This is a genomic window from Ekhidna sp., assembly GCF_040220215.1.
Lineage (GTDB): Bacteria > Bacteroidota > Bacteroidia > Cytophagales > Cyclobacteriaceae > Ekhidna.
In genome coordinates this window covers 376,566-395,202 of sequence record NZ_JAVJTR010000016.1, presented here as the reverse complement: position 1 = coordinate 395,202, position 18,637 = coordinate 376,566, and the positions used below count along the sequence as shown (strand labels likewise).

13 protein-coding genes are annotated in these 18,637 nt (G+C 41.1%); 1 reads left to right on the top strand and 12 read right to left on the bottom strand.

Annotated elements, in window-relative coordinates; translation table 11 throughout:
- Window positions 1–2: 2 nt before the first annotated feature.
- The 3 genes from RIC88_RS10345 to RIC88_RS10335 form a co-directional block, all read right to left on the bottom strand.
- Window positions 3–1,031, bottom strand: coding sequence for a PfkB family carbohydrate kinase (locus RIC88_RS10345; RefSeq protein WP_350217468.1), 1,029 nt, complete (start codon window positions 1,029–1,031; stop codon window positions 3–5).
- A 76-nt stretch (window positions 1,032–1,107) separates the two neighbouring features.
- Window positions 1,108–1,773 (bottom strand): NUDIX hydrolase, encoded by a 666-nt coding sequence (locus tag RIC88_RS10340; RefSeq protein ID WP_350217467.1) that lies wholly within the window; start codon window positions 1,771–1,773, stop codon window positions 1,108–1,110.
- A gap of 69 nt (window positions 1,774–1,842) precedes the next feature.
- Window positions 1,843–4,077: a heparinase II/III family protein gene (locus RIC88_RS10335; RefSeq protein ID WP_350217466.1), complete on the bottom strand. Its 2,235-nt coding sequence runs from the start codon at window positions 4,075–4,077 to the stop codon at window positions 1,843–1,845.
- A 111-nt stretch (window positions 4,078–4,188) separates the two neighbouring features.
- Between RIC88_RS10335 and RIC88_RS10330 the strand changes: the two genes are divergently transcribed.
- Window positions 4,189–7,038, top strand: coding sequence for a polysaccharide lyase family 7 protein (locus tag RIC88_RS10330; protein ID WP_350217465.1), 2,850 nt, complete (start codon window positions 4,189–4,191; stop codon window positions 7,036–7,038).
- Here the strand turns inward: RIC88_RS10330 and RIC88_RS10325 are convergent.
- From RIC88_RS10325 to RIC88_RS10285, 9 genes are all read right to left on the bottom strand, one after another.
- Window positions 7,035–7,868 (bottom strand): hypothetical protein, encoded by an 834-nt coding sequence (locus RIC88_RS10325; protein WP_350217464.1) that lies wholly within the window; start codon window positions 7,866–7,868, stop codon window positions 7,035–7,037. The genes RIC88_RS10330 and RIC88_RS10325 overlap by 4 nt on opposite strands.
- Window positions 7,869–7,883: 15 nt before the next feature.
- On the bottom strand, window positions 7,884–9,122 hold the full coding sequence (locus RIC88_RS10320; RefSeq protein WP_350217463.1) for an alginate lyase family protein: 1,239 nt from the start codon (window positions 9,120–9,122) through the stop codon (window positions 7,884–7,886).
- An 18-nt stretch (window positions 9,123–9,140) separates the two neighbouring features.
- Window positions 9,141–11,441 carry a chondroitinase-B domain-containing protein gene (locus tag RIC88_RS10315; protein WP_350217462.1) on the bottom strand — a complete coding sequence of 767 codons (2,301 nt, stop codon included), beginning with the start codon at window positions 11,439–11,441 and terminating at the stop codon, window positions 9,141–9,143.
- An 11-nt stretch (window positions 11,442–11,452) separates the two neighbouring features.
- A complete protein-coding gene (locus RIC88_RS10310; RefSeq protein WP_350217461.1) occupies window positions 11,453–12,490 on the bottom strand; it encodes a polysaccharide lyase family 7 protein in 1,038 nt (345 codons plus the stop codon).
- A gap of 11 nt (window positions 12,491–12,501) precedes the next feature.
- Window positions 12,502–13,584, bottom strand: coding sequence for a polysaccharide lyase family 7 protein (locus RIC88_RS10305; protein WP_350217460.1), 1,083 nt, complete (start codon window positions 13,582–13,584; stop codon window positions 12,502–12,504).
- A gap of 88 nt (window positions 13,585–13,672) precedes the next feature.
- A complete protein-coding gene (locus tag RIC88_RS10300) occupies window positions 13,673–14,440 on the bottom strand; it encodes an SDR family NAD(P)-dependent oxidoreductase (protein ID WP_350217459.1) in 768 nt (255 codons plus the stop codon).
- A 26-nt stretch (window positions 14,441–14,466) separates the two neighbouring features.
- On the bottom strand, window positions 14,467–15,729 hold the full coding sequence (locus RIC88_RS10295; protein ID WP_350217458.1) for an MFS transporter: 1,263 nt from the start codon (window positions 15,727–15,729) through the stop codon (window positions 14,467–14,469).
- A 20-nt stretch (window positions 15,730–15,749) separates the two neighbouring features.
- Window positions 15,750–16,124: a cupin domain-containing protein gene (locus RIC88_RS10290; protein WP_350217457.1), complete on the bottom strand. Its 375-nt coding sequence runs from the start codon at window positions 16,122–16,124 to the stop codon at window positions 15,750–15,752.
- A gap of 112 nt (window positions 16,125–16,236) precedes the next feature.
- Window positions 16,237–18,636, bottom strand: a complete 2,400-nt coding sequence (locus RIC88_RS10285) for a PKD domain-containing protein (RefSeq protein ID WP_350217456.1) — start codon at window positions 18,634–18,636, stop codon at window positions 16,237–16,239.
- Window position 18,637 lies beyond the last annotated feature (1 nt).

Sequence of the window (18,637 nt, the reverse complement as noted above, 5' to 3'; positions counted from 1 at the left end):
GGCTATCTTTTAATTTTTCCCTGAATATCTCCTTCCATATACGATTCTATTTCTTTGTTTGAAAAGAAATTAGCATCACCAGCAATGGTCATTTTTAACACCGAAGCTATTGTCGCATAGTTGATTGTATAATCTAGATTTTTATTGGTAATTAGTCCATAAATCAATCCAGCCATAAATGCATCACCTCCACCAATTCGCTCCACAATTGCAGTTACATTTACCGCCTTAGCATTATACATTTTCCCTTGATGAAAGAGTGCACCACCTACCACATTGTGATTGGTAGACTTTACCGTTCTCAAGGTCATCGCTATGTGTTCCAGATTAGGAAATACCTCTTGCAGTATTTCATAAGAAGGCAACAGGTCATTGGCAGATGCATAATAATCCATTGTTGGAATAGATGTACCCAGCATCGTATTAATGGATGCAGGATCCCCCAATAAAACATCGGAATGTTTGACAATCTCGGGCATCACTTCTTTTGGGGCTTTACCGTATTTCCAAAGCTGATTTCTAAAATTAAGATCAACAGAAACCTTTAATCCCATCTCCTTAGCAATTCTGGTCGCCTCAATGCTGACATCCGCTGCACTTTGACTTACCGCTGGAGAAATCCCTGAAATATGAAACCAGGAGCTGTCTTTTAATATTTCCTTCCAATTAATTGAATCTTTTTTTAGCAAGGCAAAACTTGACCCTCCTCTGTCGTAAATCACTTTACTACCTCTGATTGCTGCACCTTGCTCTAAAAAATAAAGCCCCAACCGACCCTTATCAGTTCTAATGACTGCATTGGTATTGACCCCATGTTTTCGAAAGGTTGATAATGCACCTTCAGATAGCTCGTTATCTGGTACGGCAGAAACGATGGTTGTTGACAAACCCATACGGGAAAGACTAACTGCAACATTGGCTTCCGAACCTCCATAATGGGTTTGCAGTTCGTTTGATTGTTGAAATAATTCTGAATTCTTAGTAGAGAGTCTCAAAAGTATTTCACCAAATGTTACAACTTGGGTATTCATTGGGGGTAGGGTATATTGTTTCTGTGTAATTTATACACAGAAAAATGAAAATGCAAATATCATCACTTACATTTCATCAATTCTTAAGTCTGTAAAGCGTTGGACCGCCCTTAACACCAGCCTTCTTTTCCCTGGTATCTACTAGAAGGTTCATTTGAAGTATTTTTTTTCTGAAATTTCTTCGATCCAAATTTTCTCCCAGGATGCTCTCGTACAAATCTTGCAGTTCAGTAAGCGTAAATCGATCAGGCAATAATTCACCGAAAACCAGGTGCTCTCTTAAATTGTCCTGGAGCTTATTTAATGCATCTGCAACAAGCAGGTCGTGATCAAATCCAAGCTTAGGTAAATCTTCCAATTCATACCATTTGATATCAGAAATATAGTTTTTGGGGATCACTGGATAATTTTCTGGTTTCACCAAAGCATAAAAGGAAACAGAAACAACCCTTTTAACCGGGTGTCTATTTACCGCACTGTAACAAGCTACCTGTTCTAGTGACATCTTTTTGATCCCGGTTAGGCTTTCAAGTACGTCATTTACAGATTTCGATAAGGTTGTACCCTCTCTCATCACTCCTCCCGGAACGACCCAGTGATCTTTAAATGGTTCTATGGATCTTTTAACCAATAGAATTTTTAACACATTATCCTGAAAACCAAATACGCAGCATTCCACAGCTATCGTACACTCATAAGAGTCTGGTGAAACGGCAGTATCCATCGGGCCAGGCTTGGTCATTCTTCAAAGGTTTTATTGCGAATTAAATTCAAAAATTGGAAAACGATCGATCAGCATTAGACCTTTCAATTATTTCACATCCAAGATCATCACTTCACCAGGCTTTAAATCCTTAGTCATTCTTTTGCTATTCTTCCTCTGAACTTCAATGACTTGATCTTGATTGCCCATTGAGTGAATGATCAGTTGATCATCCATTGATTTTATAAAAAGATCTGTGTCCCCTGATGATTTCAGTATTATTTTTTCACTTTTTACCTCGCTCACATTAAAAAGATACACACCATCATCTGAGCTCATACTTATTGGATTTGATCCATCTAACATCCATTGAGACTGGTTTACTTTCCAATTGCCAATCATCATCTCATCTGCATTCTCATCCAGTCGGTTGCTGTATCCGCAGTATGGATAAATGATCGTGATAAAGCTGAAGTCCTTTTGGGCCTTTTTCGTAACGATGCTCCAGTGCTTACCTCTCGTTCCGTCGCTTTCTACCACATCAGCTTCATAAAGCTGAAATATGTCGTGACCACATGCGTCAGGCATAGTAGCTCTTAGGAGGTTAGGTCCTTCTTCATGTGTATAATGGCCCTGCCAAACCTGTTTGTAATCGTGTGATCCATCTGAGGTGAAGTTGTCCTTAACAATCCAAAAGTCATCTTTCACATAAATGACCTGGCGTGTGTAACCCACTCCTACATTTTCAAATCCATCATGACTTCCGGCAAAAAAGTCAAAATCGCTCGTGGTTTCCCATGCAATCGTTGTTGGGTTGGGTAGCTCCAAAAACTTCCCAAATCCGCTACCTCCTTTATTGGAGGTGTATTGCTTGCCTTGCAGCTCGTCATCCACCAATGCAACATTCTTGACCATGGAGTTTTTAAAAAACTCAAAGTCACTGAGTGAATAACGAACCTGATAATTGGGTAAGATGGCATGTCCATTTGCTATTGCCTGGACACCCAACATATCACCATGTTGATGATCGGGTTTTTCGTCATCCAGACCAGCAGTGATGATCATCATCTTGTCATCTGCTCCCCATCCTTCACGCATGATATAATAGCCGGTTTCTTCAAAAGCCAGCGAACCATAAGAAGGTTTCTTCTCTTTGATATCTTCCAACATTTTGACCTGGTCATTACTGAGAAACCAATACACTCGATTATCTACTTTATTAGTAGCGAAATAGCCGAATTCCGGATCTTCAAACAATAAATAGCCCAAAGTCATAGACTCAGAAATATCATTTTTTTCCCCCCAGGGAATTTCGGTATCGTCCTGAAGCACCGGTGCTGATCGATCAGGGTAGGCAATTTTAACTAGAGTTGCAAACAGCCCTCTGAGCTTTTCTTCCCAGGCCGGATCTACTTCAATGGAATTGATTTTGGCGAGCTGATACACATAAAAATAGTTGTTGATATCACTCATGTGATAGTGAACAGATCGCTCAAACTGGAACCCATCGTCATTAATTTCCCGATCCAGATGCTCTCCCAACCTTTGCATGGCTCGCTCGAGCCACAGATTCGTACCTTCAAAATCTCTCAACAAAATCGCCAACATAGCCAGCGCTGAAACTCCTCTGGTCTGATGATTCCCAGGACTAAATTGTCCGTTCCGTTCATAGAGGTGTTGTCCATGTTGTAACAGCGTTGCAATGGTCATCAACTGGTCTTGATCTGAATATTCTCCCTCATTTAGAAACATGTTATGAATCCATAACCAGTTGAGGATGCGATATCCGGAGCGAAATGCCTCATAGACCCCATTACCATCTTCGATGGTTTCATATTTACCAGCATGAAGTGCAGCATTTAGAGATCGCATTTGATTCTCAAAATACCTGATATACTTTGGGTCTTTGCCCGAGTTGAAATAATGCAACGCTATGTCTACCATCTTATGCTGACGAGCCAAATGCCGCATCGCATAGGCATTTACAGGCTCACCATTTAGGTAATTAAAAGGCATCACCCACTGGGTTGAATCATTGTATTTACTCATGTGATCCAGTGCTCCCTTTTTATGATTCTCTTGATTCGCGAATACGCTATTATAGTGAGGAAGACGATCATCAAAGGTTTTATAGTCATAGAAAAAACGTTCTGAGAATTGTTCTCGGAAATATTTCGCTAATTCTGACCGGTCAGCCTCTTTCAACTCTTCCTGTACCTCTTTATTCAAATACTTCGTTAAATCTTCTATGGGTAATACCTCGGTGGAAGGAATGGATTGGGCATTTCCGCCATAGAGGAGTAATAAATAGAATAGAGTGATTAATAAGATTTTAGGTCCCATGCTGTTTAAAATTGTCACGATTAAAAAAATATATGCTTTTAGTCTCGTTTTATTCAATGCATATTTATTATTTTGTGTACTAAGTACACAGTTTACTAAAATACAGAATTAATGAAGATTCGAATGGATAGTATGCATTATTTTTTATCAGCAAGGAAATTGACCTCCATTCGATTCATGTTATTAGGCCTGGTAGCCTTTACCCTTACAACGGGTTGTTTCGGTCAGGATCCTAATTTACCACCAAGTGGAAATTTTGATCTATCAAAATGGAAAGTGACTCTTCCCGATCAGTCTGAGGTACTTGAAAATGAGCTCTCAAATGGTTTTGAAAGCGAAAATGAATTCTACACAGATCCAACAACAGGAGCCATGGTTTTTAGATGTCGCAACGATGGTCAAACAGGAGGCAGTTCTTACCCTCGAAGTGAGCTCCGGGAAATGCTTAGAGCTGGAAATACAAGTATCAGTACGCAAGGTATTGGCTTAAATAACTGGGTTTTCTCTTCTTCGAGTATTGCCAACCAGGAAGCTTCAGGAGGAGTGGATGGAACAATGACAGCCACTGTGGCAGTAGATCATGTCTCTACTACAGGAGAATCGAATAAAATAGGACGTGTAATCATCGGACAAATACATGCCTCAAGTGATGAACCGTGTCGAATCTATTATCGAAAACTCCCAAACAACACGAAGGGCTCAATCTATTTCGCACATGAGCCAACCACCTCTTCCGAGCAATGGTATGAAATGATTGGCAGCAGGAGTAGCAGTGCCTCTGATCCCGCTGATGGTATCGCACTTGGTGAACAATTCAGCTATGAAATCGATGTAGTCGGAAATACGCTGACGGTAACCATCATGCGAGATGGCAAAGATGATGTTGTGCAGGTAGTTGACATGAGTGATAGTGGGTTTGAAGATGACTGGATGTATTTCAAGGCCGGCAACTACAATCAAAACAACTCAGGTGACGCGGGAGATTACGCTCAGGTTTCATTTTTTGCTCTGGATGTGTCTCACTCTTCCCCTAACAATCCTCCATCGGTGAGCATTACCACACCATCCAACAATGACTCCTTTATCGAGAGTGAAAACATTACTATTGCCGCGAATGCATCAGATAGTGATGGCACCATTTCTAAAGTGGAATTCTTTGAAGGAAGTAACAAACTAGGTGAAGACGACACATCCCCCTATTCATTTGACTGGGAGAATGTAGCAGAAGGCAACTACTCGCTTACAGCTATCGCAACAGACGATAAAGGATCGACCACAACCTCATCTGAGGTCAACATCACTGTTAATTCTCAACCTACCGGATACGATGCTCCATACGATATTCCCAGATTTCAGGCTTTCATCGGTGGGAGTAAGTTACAGGCTCCTACCAGTTCTACTGCAGCTACACCATCTGATTTAATCAACGGCTATTCATCTGATAATTTTTATGTGGTAAATGGTGATAAAGTAGCGTTTAACCAAACTGGCACCAGTATGCGAACGGAGCTAAGACATGAAACTAACTGGTCCATTTCTGATGGAGACCGTTCACTCCATGGTCGTTTAAAAATTGAGGAGCAAACCTGTGATCAGGTAACTGTGGTACAAATTCATGATGACGCCAATGCGGGAGCTGGTCCAAACAAACCTCTTTTAAGAATTTACAAACACCTGACCAAAACGCCGGTGAACCATCTATGGGCTGCAATAAAAACAGATGTCACTGGTGACAATACCACACATGTAGATTTAGGCGAAGCTCCTACCGGATATTTTGGGTTCGATGTTCGATTGGTTGGCGGAAATATGATCATTGACATTGATGGGGATGAGAAAGCGAATATGGATGTTTCATACTGGACTTTTCCGAGCTACTGGAAAGCTGGGGTTTACCTTCAGGATGAAGGAGAAGCTACGGCATATTTTGATGAGCTATATGAAAGCGATGGGTCTGAAGTAAATCACTCTCCCTCTGTTAGTATTACCTCTCCCGCCAATGAAGAAAGTTTTAATTCAGGAAGTGACATCACAATCATCGCAGATGCTTTTGACACGGATGGTTCTGTCAGTTTGGTTGAGTTTTTTCAGGGAAATGAAAAATTGGGTGAGGATGTCACTGCGCCATATGAAATTGTTTGGAATGATGTTCCTGTTGGTGATTATACACTTACTGCAACCGCCACAGATAATGAAGGAGCCTCCACAAAATCTTTAGGCATTGATATTTCCTTAGGTGTTCAATTCACACTTAGTACATCAACGACCGGCGAGGGCAACATCTCACTTAATCCTTCAGGTGGATCGTATGCAGAAAATACGGTCGTTAGTTTGACAGCTACACCATCATCCGGATACCAGTTTGATGGCTGGAGCGGAGATTTATCAGGAAGGCAAAATCCTGTAAGTATTACGATGGATGCCGACAAAAGCGTGGAGGCAAGCTTTATTCCCATATATACCCTTACTACTTCAGTAGTCGGAGATGGATCAATTACATTAAGTCCCTCTGGTGGAACTTATGAAGAAGGAACAGTAGTAACATTGACTGCAATTCCTGATTCTGGCAATCAGCTGGAGAGCTGGGGGGGAGATGCATCCGGAACAGAAAATCCAATAACTGTAACTATGAATTCAGATAAATCTGTAACCGCGACTTTCGGTGTTGCACTTTCAGTTGATGGTGATTTAGAGGAAACTAATAATGAACTGGTTGCATATCCAAATCCGCTCAAATCAAAAACAACTTTCGAATACGTATTGTCCACCGAAAAATATGTGGATATAAGTATTTATGATATGATAGGAAAGCAAATTGAAGTACTCGTCAATAAATTCCAGAGTCAGGGAGATTATTCGGTTAATTGGACACCTAAAAATGATCTGCCAAACGGTCTGTATTTCGCTAAGATGATCATTGGAAATGAAACGAAATCCTTAAAAATCATCCTGGATCGTTAATCAGCAGGTGAACTCAACTGTACACCTTCAGCCATATACAAATCATCATACATAAGCCCTCCATTACCGTAAGGTTGCTCAGCTGGCCCTGTATTGCAATTGGTCAGGAAGTAGATGAGCGGAAGCTCGCGCTTCATTCGAAAATCAGCACCCGTATAAACTTTCTGCTGTAGTGGAAACTCATCACCACCTCGCAGATAAACATCATACTTTTGACCACCATCATTGATCTTTGAATTTTTGACCACCATCCAAGCTTCATACCACTCATCTTCTTCCAAAGGCTTAGCTATTCGGTTTTCAATGGGATTAGTAATTTTCTCATAACCATTCGATTTACGAACCATCAATGTGCCATCGTTCTTAAATCCATCGGATTCGAATTTGTCGGTTACGCGTAAGCTCGGCTCCAGGGCACTGTAATCCTGCTTATTGATCCCTTCCGGATCTAAATTACTCAGCCCAAATACATGATTATTCGGAAAATACTCAACCTTGAATTTCAAATAAAAGGTGTACGTTTCTCCAACCTTAACCGGAACAGGAAGCTTGCAGTAGCTAAGCGCTTTCCTGTTTCCAACCACTCCTTCAGCAGCTGGCTTTTTAATTAGATAATGGTTTGATTCGCCCGCTTCACTTCGAGCTTCTGTTACCTGTGGGTTTTCGATTCGTGGATCCGTATCATTTCTCGTATCGGCAAGTATCCAGTTTTCCAAAGGGTCAGACGACTCAAAATCATCGATTTTGATCCAAGGAGAACTGGTCTGATTGCAGGCTATTGCTACTAGCAGTATCAAAATAAAAGGAATGCAGGTTTTTAAGTCTTTCATGAGATTGAAATCATTTTACTCTTTCATCGGAAGTCCTGAAAGAAGACACTGTTCGTATAAGTCATACATTTCTGATGCTGGAAGATTTAATTCCACCAACTGGTTCAACGCTTTATCAAGTGTCTGAGTAAAGTCGCCCGAATTCAAGTTAAAACGATGAAGAACGGGTATCAGGTGAACAAGCTTATTTTCAGATATGGAAGGATGTGGCCATTCTTTCCCATCAATAACCGGAGTAAGATACGCCAATGCGAGCTTCAGGCTCTTTCCATTTGGCGTTTCGTATTGCCAAAGATCCACTCCCAATTGATCACCAATTTTCGCAAGCATGAGTAATGGCTTCAGGTTGAAGCAGCTATAGAAAAATGATCGTGTCCTTTCTAATTCATGAATTTGCCTCCCTTTTTCATCTATTTGTTCTTCCAAACTTTCCCTTACCTGATAGATCATGTTTTCTGCCACAGAGTTCCTACCAACAAAACGTGCGATTGATGCCACATGCAGGCGATACCATGAACCATGATTATTAACCTGTTGTGCACCTTCTCGCCCCAGGTCACTTTCTGTAAGCCAGTTCAGATATTCAGTAAGCCACTCCTGCATGCCATTCTCAAAGGAATCGGTCCAATATGGAGAATCTCTTAAAATAACAATGGCGTCAGGTATTACCAGTGCAATCAGTCGGCCATCTAATATGCCGGATCGTCGGCCCTTGGGGTTTCCTGGAACACTTTGCGCATATTCCAAATGAGGATTCATTTTGGTATTCTCAGCTAAAAACCAGGTGTTGAGCATGCTAATAGCTTTCCTGGCATATTGCTCATCTTCCGTGAAATAATAAGCAAGACTCAGGTATTTCACGCCTTCTGTCATCAGGCCTAAGCGATTTCGATCTACTGCATCTGTTTGGGTTTCCGGATTGGTTACTCCATCCTTTCTAATCCAGGGAAGGCCATCCTCCTTTTGTGGGTCCGGCCACCAGTATCTACTAATGCTTAAATAATCGTGTTTGTCTCCAGAAGGTGGATCAATTGTTTTGTCCATGACCGTTGGATTCTCCATTTCCAACAATTCATTGGCCCTGCCCTGCAGCATGTAATATGCCTTTTGAGCACATCCGGAAATAGACCCTGCATTTAGACCCTTCTTTACTGCCGAAAGTCTTCCTGTGTCATACACGACAAAATCGTATTGATTTTGACTCTTTGCGGAGAAAAAAAATGACAGAAAAACAAGGAAATAGTAGAATTTCATTTGGACTCTATGCTAGCATCAATACATCAATTTCAGTGGAAGGTTTTGCTCAACAATCAATTCACCAGAGTTTTTAATGACATTGTCAGCATGGGAATTATTCTTCGCTCCCCAAAGTCGAGCTACCAGTTTCACATCATTGCTACTGAATGTGTTTTCCGAAATATCCACATTGATAATGCCGTACGTGTTCAGCAATATGCCGTTTTCTTCTGCTGCTCCGCTATTGGTAAACGTACATCCCTGAACAACCAGATTTCCACCAACCGTAGATTCATCATAGCCTCCGCGGTAATAGTCGAGCACATTCTTCTTTACACCATCGAATTGGCTATCCAGAATAAAGACGTTCTCAGCATTGTAATCCCCCCGATCATCGTCCTCTCCTGAAAGCTCCAGTCCATTGTTGCAGTTTTTAATCACTGAGTTCTTAATCTTGAGGTATTCCGAAAAGGAGTATTTGTACGCCTTCAGGACGTAATCAAAATTTGATATTTCAGAATCAACCACCTTGAGATTATACAGACTGGACATGTTTTCCTTCAGACTTGCAAAAGCATAATTTTCTCCGCTTCCAGTTAGGATTACTGATTTCAAAATAAGCTCACCTTTTGGGTTCATTTCAAAGGCTGGAGTCTGAGCCGTGCCTAAATATGAAATGGTCGCTTGGGCTGCAGAATCAGCCGATTGAATAGTAAGTTTCTTGTCAATTTTCAATGATGAGCCAATATCGTAGTTGTCAGCAGTAAGCTCTATAATGTCTCCGCTGGAAGCATTGGCAACTGCCTGAATAAGCTCATCAGAAGTGCCGACGGAATGTGTTTTTGGCTCTTTGAATACTTGTTTTGCTTCAAACCAATCAGGGCCATATTTCGATAAATCCATGATATTGGGTGCGCCTGTACCAGTCGTAGCACCAATTGAATTATTCGGATTCCGAGTATTACCGAATAAATCCTTTTTGATTTGATCAAATTCGAAACCCTCATAGGCATCCACATCACTTAAATCTGAAGATGGTACCCACACATTTTCTTCTATTTCCGTCATGGAAAAATCTTTTTCGATAAGTCCATCTACCCCTCCAAACTCAACACCTTGATTGTTTATTACATTGCTTTTGAAATCAATTCCATCAATCTTGTCATGTCGAACGATCGGTTGTTCATCTCCTTCTGTATTGTAAATCACATTATTAGCGACCAATGTACGCTCCGGAGTTTCGGATCTGATTTCTGAAGGTGGTAGCACATCTTTTTGATCCACATTTGAACCCACCCCAAATTGCCAGGGTGAATTGCAATTGACCCAGGTATTGTAGGCTACCACCACATCCGTTACTTGTATGTATCTGTTTAGTGGTGATTTTGGAATGCCATTCATCACAGCTAAAGGGGATCTAAAAATCTCCCCTCTCAGGTTATAGAAATAATTATTGGTCACCCAATGGCCGGTTCCGATCAAACGGATCCCACCCACATGCGGTGAATTTTCATCTCCGATGAAATAGTTACCATCCACCGTGCAATAGTTGCCATGGCGTGTAACCAAAGAGCCTTCGCTTTTGTAAAAAACATTATTTCTGAACTCGTTGAAGTTGGATTTGCTTGAAATCACCTCAACCTCACCATTGCATCTGTCAAACAGGTTGTCATACACTTGCGTGTAACTTGGTGTCATGGATGTGCTACTGTTCCCAATCTGGATCGTTTCTGCACTAGGTCCCCCTTTCGGTGGCCTTGGGCCAAAATGATTGTTATTGATTTTATGATAGTTTTTAATGCTCTCATTTCCTTCCAAATCAACCCGTATGGTCGGTCCTCTATTTGATTTTCCTGCGAGGTAGCAATGATCCATTTGATTGTTTCGACCTTTAAATCGCACCCATAAATCCTGATTATTTCGCTGAGATTTATTGAAGTCTTCAATCACGCAGTTGGTTACACGCGCATTAAAAGCAAGCGTGTCGTCATTTATTGCAAACTGGATAACAGCCTGAGACGGTGAAGCTCCATTCATGAAATACAGCCCATCGACCACCAGGTGCTTTCCTCCTAGTCTCAGATCAGATTTACCCTGAATGATCACTTCTCCTGATGATTCAGCTCGAAGGGTTATCGGCTGGGCTTCTGTTCCTATTCCGAAAAACTTGATCCTGATATCATTCCACTCGCCATTCACCATAACAATTTCAGTTCCGGGTTGAGCATTTGAAATAGCTGCTTCTAACTCAGCAGCATTGGAAACAAAAACGCTGTTTTTCGTTTCACAGCTAATTAAAAAGCTCAGAATAACGATTGATAAGATTAGTTTTTTCATGATGTTTATTTTTACTGATTAGGAGGTGTTCCCGGTCCAATGGAAGATTCGCGGAACCAAACTTCGGTATAGCTTCCATTTGCGTACTGTGCTTCCACATCTCCATTATACGTGTTTGCTCCGGTGCTCCAAACCATATTCGTCTCAGGATCTCTCCCATTGGTTTGATTGTATGCGCCCTGCTTAAAAAACTGTGTTTCACCTGCATATGCATTCGCTCTTTCTACACCATCTTGACCGATAGGTACAAATAGATTCATTGTCTGCTCAGGTATATCTTCTTTGCTTTGAAAATCTGATACCAACAGGTTTTTGGTGAATGTTTTTGTTTCATGCCCTTCGCTCATGAATGTGAGGTACATCATTCCATAAAAGACATTTATCTCATAGCTAAACTCCTCTCCTAGTTCGATCCCTTCTTCCGGCTCAGCTGGATAAGAAGCTGAATCTGAACCAACCACTGACATTTCATATCCCCATATCGCTGTTGAAAAATCCCATCTTCCGGAATTATCATCGCCATCGGTATTGATTTCGTAGTTCCAAAAAACAGAACCTTTGGTATGACCCGGAAACTTCTTATAGAAGATTTTCAATGGCTCGTTTTTATGTCCATCTGCACTATGTATCTGTCCTACCACTACCGAATGGGATGCAGCGACTCTTGCATCACCTGACGTTGAAACATGCATGACTTTTAGCGTGCCGGTAAGTCTTCCACCCTCTTTTGGTGTCCACCTGTGCTTTTGCCCAAGTTCCGTTCTTGTATTGTGAGAATTAGGAGAGGTAATCCCACCATTCGGGGCTTTGTAAACGACCCAATCCTTGCCGTCATTCACATCATAGAAGTAGTCTTCATGTTCAAAGTTCTGCAGACTATCAACTGATTCTCCATTTCCCAAAAGAATCTTCCATTCATCAAGGTTAGCAATTACATCGCTTGGGAATTTTTGATTTGTATTCTCAGATTCCTCTGTTTTTTTGTTTGAATTACAGCTTACACAGCAAGCAAGCAGTATTAAAAAAGGTAGTCTTAGTAGCTTATCCATCATTTTCTTTTTCAATCATTTTTTATAAAATATCCTTCATTAGACACAGCGTCCTCACCGACTTGAATGGTGGCTACTTTGAACCAAACCTCGGCATAATTACCGGTTTCATACTGTTTTTGAATGTCTCCATCAAACGTCTCCGCACCGGAACACCAGATTGGGTTGACTTCCGGTGACTTTCCATTGGTCTGATTATATGATCCAAGTTTGAAGAATAGGCCTTCTTCAGCATAGGCATTTTCTCGTTCCACTCCTCCTTGACCAATTGGTACAAACAGGTTTTGAGTTTGCAGTGGAATATCATCCGGTGTTGTGTATTCGGATTGGGTCAAATTTTTAGTGAACGTTTTGGTTTCATGTCCTTCACTCGAAAAAGTCAGGTACATCAACCCATCCCGTACTTCGATCACATAACTAAATTCTTCACCTAGCTCTATTCCTTCTTCAGGTTCCTCAGGATAAACGTTTTCCTCAGTTCCTACTACAGAAAAGTCATGTCCCCAAACTGCTTGTGAGTAATCCCATCTTCCTGAATTGTCGTCACCTTCGGTGTTGATTTCGTAGTGCCAGAAAACAGAGCCTTTGGTATGACCGGGGAATTTCTTGTAAAATATTTTAAGGGGTTCATTCTCATGTCCATCAGCGCTATGAATCTGTCCCACCACTACCGCATGAGTAGCTGCCACTCGTGCATCACCCGTTGCTGAAACGTTCATGACTTTGAGTGTGGCTGTCAATTTTGCGTTGGACATTGGATACCATTTCTTCAACTGAGCCAACTCCGTTCTGGTGTTGTTCGAAGTTCCATGCGTATTTCCGGCGTTCGGTGCTTTAAAGACCACCCAATCTCCCGCTTCATCACTTGCTGTGAAAAAGAAATCTTCATGCTCAAAGTCGATGGCTGGACCGGCATTTGAGCCATCTCCTAAAATCAGGTTCCAATGGTTGAAAAATGGGATAAAATCACTGGCATACACCTTCTGCTCAGCTGCTTTTTCTTCTTCTTTTTTTGATGGTGCAGTGCAGTTAATCAAACAAAATAATACACTGAAGGGAATTAGTGTAGATATAAATCTGCTGTATATTTTCATAAGTAGTTATAAAAGGATCAAAAAAGGGAGGTCATTGAATACTTTAGATTCATAGCCTCCCTGTAATTATTCTTCAGCTCTTTTTCATTTATATTCCTAACGCCTGTCCTCCACCTATCTGTACGGTTTCAGCTGTCATGAAGGACGCATCCTTGCTAGCCAGGAAAGAAACTACACTTGCCACCTCCTCAGGTTGTCCTAACCTTCCGAGCAAGATGTTATTCTTCCACGATGCAAAGACTTCTGGTTTGGTCTGTTTGATCTGTGCATGGAAAGGTGTATCAATCGTTCCGGGTGAAACCGCATTGACTCTGATACCATATTCTGCCAAATCTTTCGCCAGTGCTCTTGTGATTGCATGAACCCCCGCTTTAGACGTTCCGTAAATGCCTGCACCCGGGCCACCTGCATTCCACCCTGCATTGGAAGTGTAATTGATGATCGTTGCATCATCTCCTTTTTTGAGGTATGGTATAGCCGCTCTAGAGGTAAAAAATACCGAATCAAGATTAAGCGCCATGACCTTTCTATAAAACTCAGTAGTCATTTCTTCGAATCTGGATCTACCTCCAAGACCTCCGGCATTATTTACCAACACGTCAATTTTGCCATACTTATCACCAATGGCTTTGATGTTTTGGTTTACTTCCTCTTCGTTTGTAACATCAAAACCATAGTACTCAGCATTGATACCTTCTTTGGAAAGTTCGTCCACTCTTTTAGCACCTACTTCGTCTTCAATACCATTTAAAATAACAGTGTATCCATCATGACCTAGTCTTTTGGCTACTTCGAAACCAATTCCTCCGGTTGCACCTGTTACTATAGCTATTTTATTATCTGATTTATTTGTCATTTTCTATTCGTTTAAAATTTTTATATCTAGCCAATTGGCTTAATTTCTTTTGCAAAAAAGTTGATTGATAGGTACCCCAGAGGCACAAATACAGCAATCATGATGAAGATTGGAGTGTATGAATAATTGTCTGTAATTACCGGAACCAGGAAGTTCATTATGATCACGGAAAAGATTCCAACCGTACCTCCCAATCCGGCCAGAGAGCCAACCGATTTACCACTAAACAAGTCACTAGGAATGGTTTGAATATTCGAGATTACAAATTGAAATCCAAAAAGCACCAGAGCGACTATTCCTACGAATTTTTCAGGTGTATTACCATACAAAATAGTAGCTGCCATCCCGACAAACATGATGATGCAACCTACAAGAATCGTCTTCTTTCTTGCCTGATCAACAGACGCTCCTTTAATCATGAGTCTTCCAGAGTAATATCCTCCTGATAGACTTCCAATAGCCGCACCTACATAGGGTACCCAAGCAAAGAATCCAATCTCTTTCACATTGAATCCGTAAACGTCAGCAAGGTAAATGGGCATCCAACCTACAAATAGCCACCATATGGGCTCTACAAAGAACCTTGATGCCAAAACTGCCCATGATTCACGATGAGATAAAATTTTCAACATGCTCAACCCCGGCTTATCTGCCTGTTCATTCTTTTGCTCAATTCCCGACATTATGAAATTCCTCTCCTCTTCCGTAATCCAGCTATGCTGAGATGGAAGTGCTTTATTGAATATCACCCAGGGAATTACCCATAATAAGCCTAACATACCTAGTAGTACGAAAGTCATCTCCCATCCTATTGCTACCCATACAATTGCAATCAAAGGTGGCGCCACTATCGATCCCATTGCGGCACCAGAATTGAAGATTCCTTGAGCTAGAGCTCGCTCTTTTGATGGAAACCATTCTGCATTACTTTTCACAGCACCCGGCCAGTTTCCAGCCTCTCCAAGTCCCAATAAAACTCTAAAAAAACTAAATGAAAGTACGCCTCTTGCAAATGCATGTAGCGCTGTAGCTAATCCCCATACAGTAATCGAAACCACGAAACCAGCCTTTGTTCCAATCTTGTCAAACATTTTGCCTGACACAGATTGTCCTACAGCATAAGCCACCAAAAAGATGTTGAGGATAAGTGCATAATCGTTCTTGTCCATGTCCAGATCACTCGAGATATCCGGCCACATAATGGCCAGTGCTGAACGATCGATGTAGTTAATAATGGTAGCCAGACAAACCAGTCCGATAATCCACCATCTAAGTCCTCGTACTTTCATTAATTAGGTTGTTACTGTTGTTAATCTTTATCACTGAAATATGAAGGACCGACCCCACTTAGGAAATCCTCTCTTACTGGGCTGAATGTATCGATCAACATTCCCTCTTCCAGACAAACTGCACTGTGCAAAAGATTGGGTTCGATGTAAACACCATCTCCTCCTTTTACAATTTGCTTAACTCCATCAATTTCAAATTCAAACTTCCCAGATACACAATAAGTCGCTTGGGTGTGGAAGTGGCTGTGAGGTGAACCCAAAGCTCCTTTCTCAAACTTCACTAAGACCATCATGATTTGATTGTCATACCCAAGGAACTTTCTGGAAACGCCTCCTCCGAACTCTTCCCAATCCACCTCCTCTGTCAAAATGTATTTTTCGCTATTTCTGTCCATTTATACAATCGTTTATTCAATAAATTGACCTGGAGTGGTGTCACTTAGACACCACTCCTGGTACAATTGCTATATGAGAAAATTAACCTACTATGTTATTCTCGAAATCTTACTAAAACCCTGGTGTGTCAATCACAACATCCGTGATCCATACCTCATTGTCAGTTGTTACTGTATTAGTAGGAACAAAATAGAAGATGACAAATTTTTGATCTGTTGAAGTCAAAATATCTGCGGTACTTTCATCTACTCTGCTTTGAGGATAGCTAAACGTCGAATTGACAGTAAAATCAAATGAAACATTCTGCCAGGTATCAACTGCTGTTGCTGTCACAGGAACTGTGGTGATTGCAAATGAAGCTAAATCCGTTTCATCAGCAGGCTCACTGTGTAGTATGTAGAATGTTCCTTCTACATCAGTCACGGGTGTTGTTTCCGATTTTACAAAAACAGAAATGGAATATTCTACACCTTCCTCAACTTCAAATGGCTGATAGGCTCTTTCACCAGGGCTATCAAACTTAAGTGACCTGCCAGATGTGCCTCCTGCGGACTGAGCATTTGTACTTGACGAGCTTGCTTTATCTGTTGAAGCTCCGGCAATATTAGCTGGATCAGAAACCCAATCTTCTAATGCGTCATTTCTCCAAAAATTAAAAGGAGTATCGGATCCATCATTGAAGGTGTTGTCCGGATCAATTGTCCAGGCATCAACCAAATCATTGCTATTATTCTCAGCAGTTGGATACGTCTCAAAATCCGCATTTTGTAAAACTGCAGCAAATGTAGCTCCACCCGCAGGGTCAAAGACCGTAATCGTTTCACTAGACGTTACACTGCCTGATGCATTCGTAGCAGTAAGCACTACATTATAGACACCAGTACTAGCGTATGTATATGTTGGAGACTTATCAGTAGACTTATTTCCATCACCAAAATCCCATTCAAATGAACTCGCATTTATTGATTCGTTCATAAACGTATATTCTAAATGATTTCCTGCAGTCGCTTCCGAAGAAAACGCTGCATTGGGTGCAGTAACGCTCGCTGCTTCTTTCACCTTTACATTATCAACGTAGGCATCTACAGCAGTATTAGCATAAAACATTATAGAGACATCTCCAGTTGCATTTGAAGTAAAAGGTATTTGAACAAATGTGCCATAATCATTAACTGTTTCATTGAATTTACCTTCTGCAATAAATCCTTCATGAAATCCGAGGTTATTGGAAGCTATTTCATTAACGGCTTCTACACCATCAACATATAACCCATTCATAACCAATCCGACTACTTTGTTTCCGTCTAAAGCGGCTACATCACCTTCTCTAATAGCATATTGATATTCCAGAACATAATCTGTATTTGGTGTTAAAGCAAGCTCCTGATAGGCATATCTGGAATCTGGAGTCCTAAAGTCTCCTATTCCTCCAGATTGACTCGAACTCCATTTAGCACCACTTGTTTTATCTCCGGTATCATTTCCATTTATATCAAAATCTGAGCCATCTGAACTAGAACCATATGGGTTCGTAGTAGATTCATCAGAGAAGAGAGGGAATCTCCAAATATTGTTATCCGCCTCAAAATCACCATTTAAAACTTCTGATCCTGTCGTCTTATACAGATATACATTGTCTACGAAAATGGTTGCATGATCATTTGCTGTACCACCAGATCCCAATTCAAATCGTATTTCGTCTATCGCTTCAACCGCTCCAGAGAAACCTGTTGCTAAATTCAAATCAAAACCCATCCACTCTCCATCTGTCAGCGCTAAACCATCTACAACATAGGTAGAAGATCCTCCTTCATTTACAATGGTTACTTTTAACAGATCTATCCCTTGCGCAAACTCAGAATATACATCGAAATGAATATCTGTAACAGCTACCACACCGATAATGGCATTTGCAGGATCGACAGTTGATACTTCCATAGAACCTGGAGAAATGCCTAGCCTTGAAAATTGCGCAACTTGATTTCCATCAACATCAATGGGTATTCCTCCTGAAGCAGCTTCACCATGCTCCCAGCTATATAAATCACCGTTGAATTCGAACCCATCACTAAACAAAGCAAAAACATTTGCATCCCTTAATGTAGATGATTGCGGCACTGTACTGATTGACTGAATGACTGTATGCATAACAACTACATCTTGTGTCTTCGTAACAGATGGTAACCCTTCATCAGACTGTGCGGTTACAGTAATTGTATAGGTAACCTCTTCTTCAACATTTGGGTAATCATACGAGACCGTACCTTCTTGCTCTTCAATTGTGAGTACATCATCCTCGCTACTTGGATCTCCAAAATCCACTACGAAAGATGAAGCGCCTATGGATACAGGATCAACCGTAATAATTGTACCGTCTCCGGATGCTTCGGTAGAAAAGCTCGAAAATGTGATCTTAGAAAGACCAGATGGATTCGCCTTATCATCATCGCTACATGCCGCTATAAGTCCTGCAATAAGCAAAGCCCCGATTCCTTTTTTTATATAATTCATA

What these genes read in the sequence shown, in the direction of transcription:
- RIC88_RS10335 (WP_350217466.1), bottom strand. Translation starts at nt 4,077, where the DNA reads ATGGGACCTAAAATCTTATTAATCACTCTATTCTATTTATTACTCCTC.
- RIC88_RS10305 (WP_350217460.1), bottom strand. Translation starts at nt 13,584, where the DNA reads ATGAAAATATACAGCAGATTTATATCTACACTAATTCCCTTCAGTGTA.
- RIC88_RS10325 (WP_350217464.1), bottom strand. Translation starts at nt 7,868, where the DNA reads ATGAAAGACTTAAAAACCTGCATTCCTTTTATTTTGATACTGCTAGTA.
- RIC88_RS10295 (WP_350217458.1), bottom strand. Translation starts at nt 15,729, where the DNA reads ATGAAAGTACGAGGACTTAGATGGTGGATTATCGGACTGGTTTGTCTG.
- RIC88_RS10310 (WP_350217461.1), bottom strand. Translation starts at nt 12,490, where the DNA reads ATGGATAAGCTACTAAGACTACCTTTTTTAATACTGCTTGCTTGCTGT.
- RIC88_RS10285 (WP_350217456.1), bottom strand. Translation starts at nt 18,636, where the DNA reads ATGAATTATATAAAAAAAGGAATCGGGGCTTTGCTTATTGCAGGACTT.
- RIC88_RS10320 (WP_350217463.1), bottom strand. Translation starts at nt 9,122, where the DNA reads ATGAAATTCTACTATTTCCTTGTTTTTCTGTCATTTTTTTTCTCCGCA.
- RIC88_RS10345 (WP_350217468.1), bottom strand. Translation starts at nt 1,031, where the DNA reads ATGAATACCCAAGTTGTAACATTTGGTGAAATACTTTTGAGACTCTCT.
- RIC88_RS10340 (WP_350217467.1), bottom strand. Translation starts at nt 1,773, where the DNA reads ATGACCAAGCCTGGCCCGATGGATACTGCCGTTTCACCAGACTCTTAT.
- RIC88_RS10300 (WP_350217459.1), bottom strand. Translation starts at nt 14,440, where the DNA reads ATGACAAATAAATCAGATAATAAAATAGCTATAGTAACAGGTGCAACC.
- RIC88_RS10330 (WP_350217465.1), top strand. Translation starts at nt 4,189, where the DNA reads ATGAAGATTCGAATGGATAGTATGCATTATTTTTTATCAGCAAGGAAA.
- RIC88_RS10315 (WP_350217462.1), bottom strand. Translation starts at nt 11,441, where the DNA reads ATGAAAAAACTAATCTTATCAATCGTTATTCTGAGCTTTTTAATTAGC.
- RIC88_RS10290 (WP_350217457.1), bottom strand. Translation starts at nt 16,124, where the DNA reads ATGGACAGAAATAGCGAAAAATACATTTTGACAGAGGAGGTGGATTGG.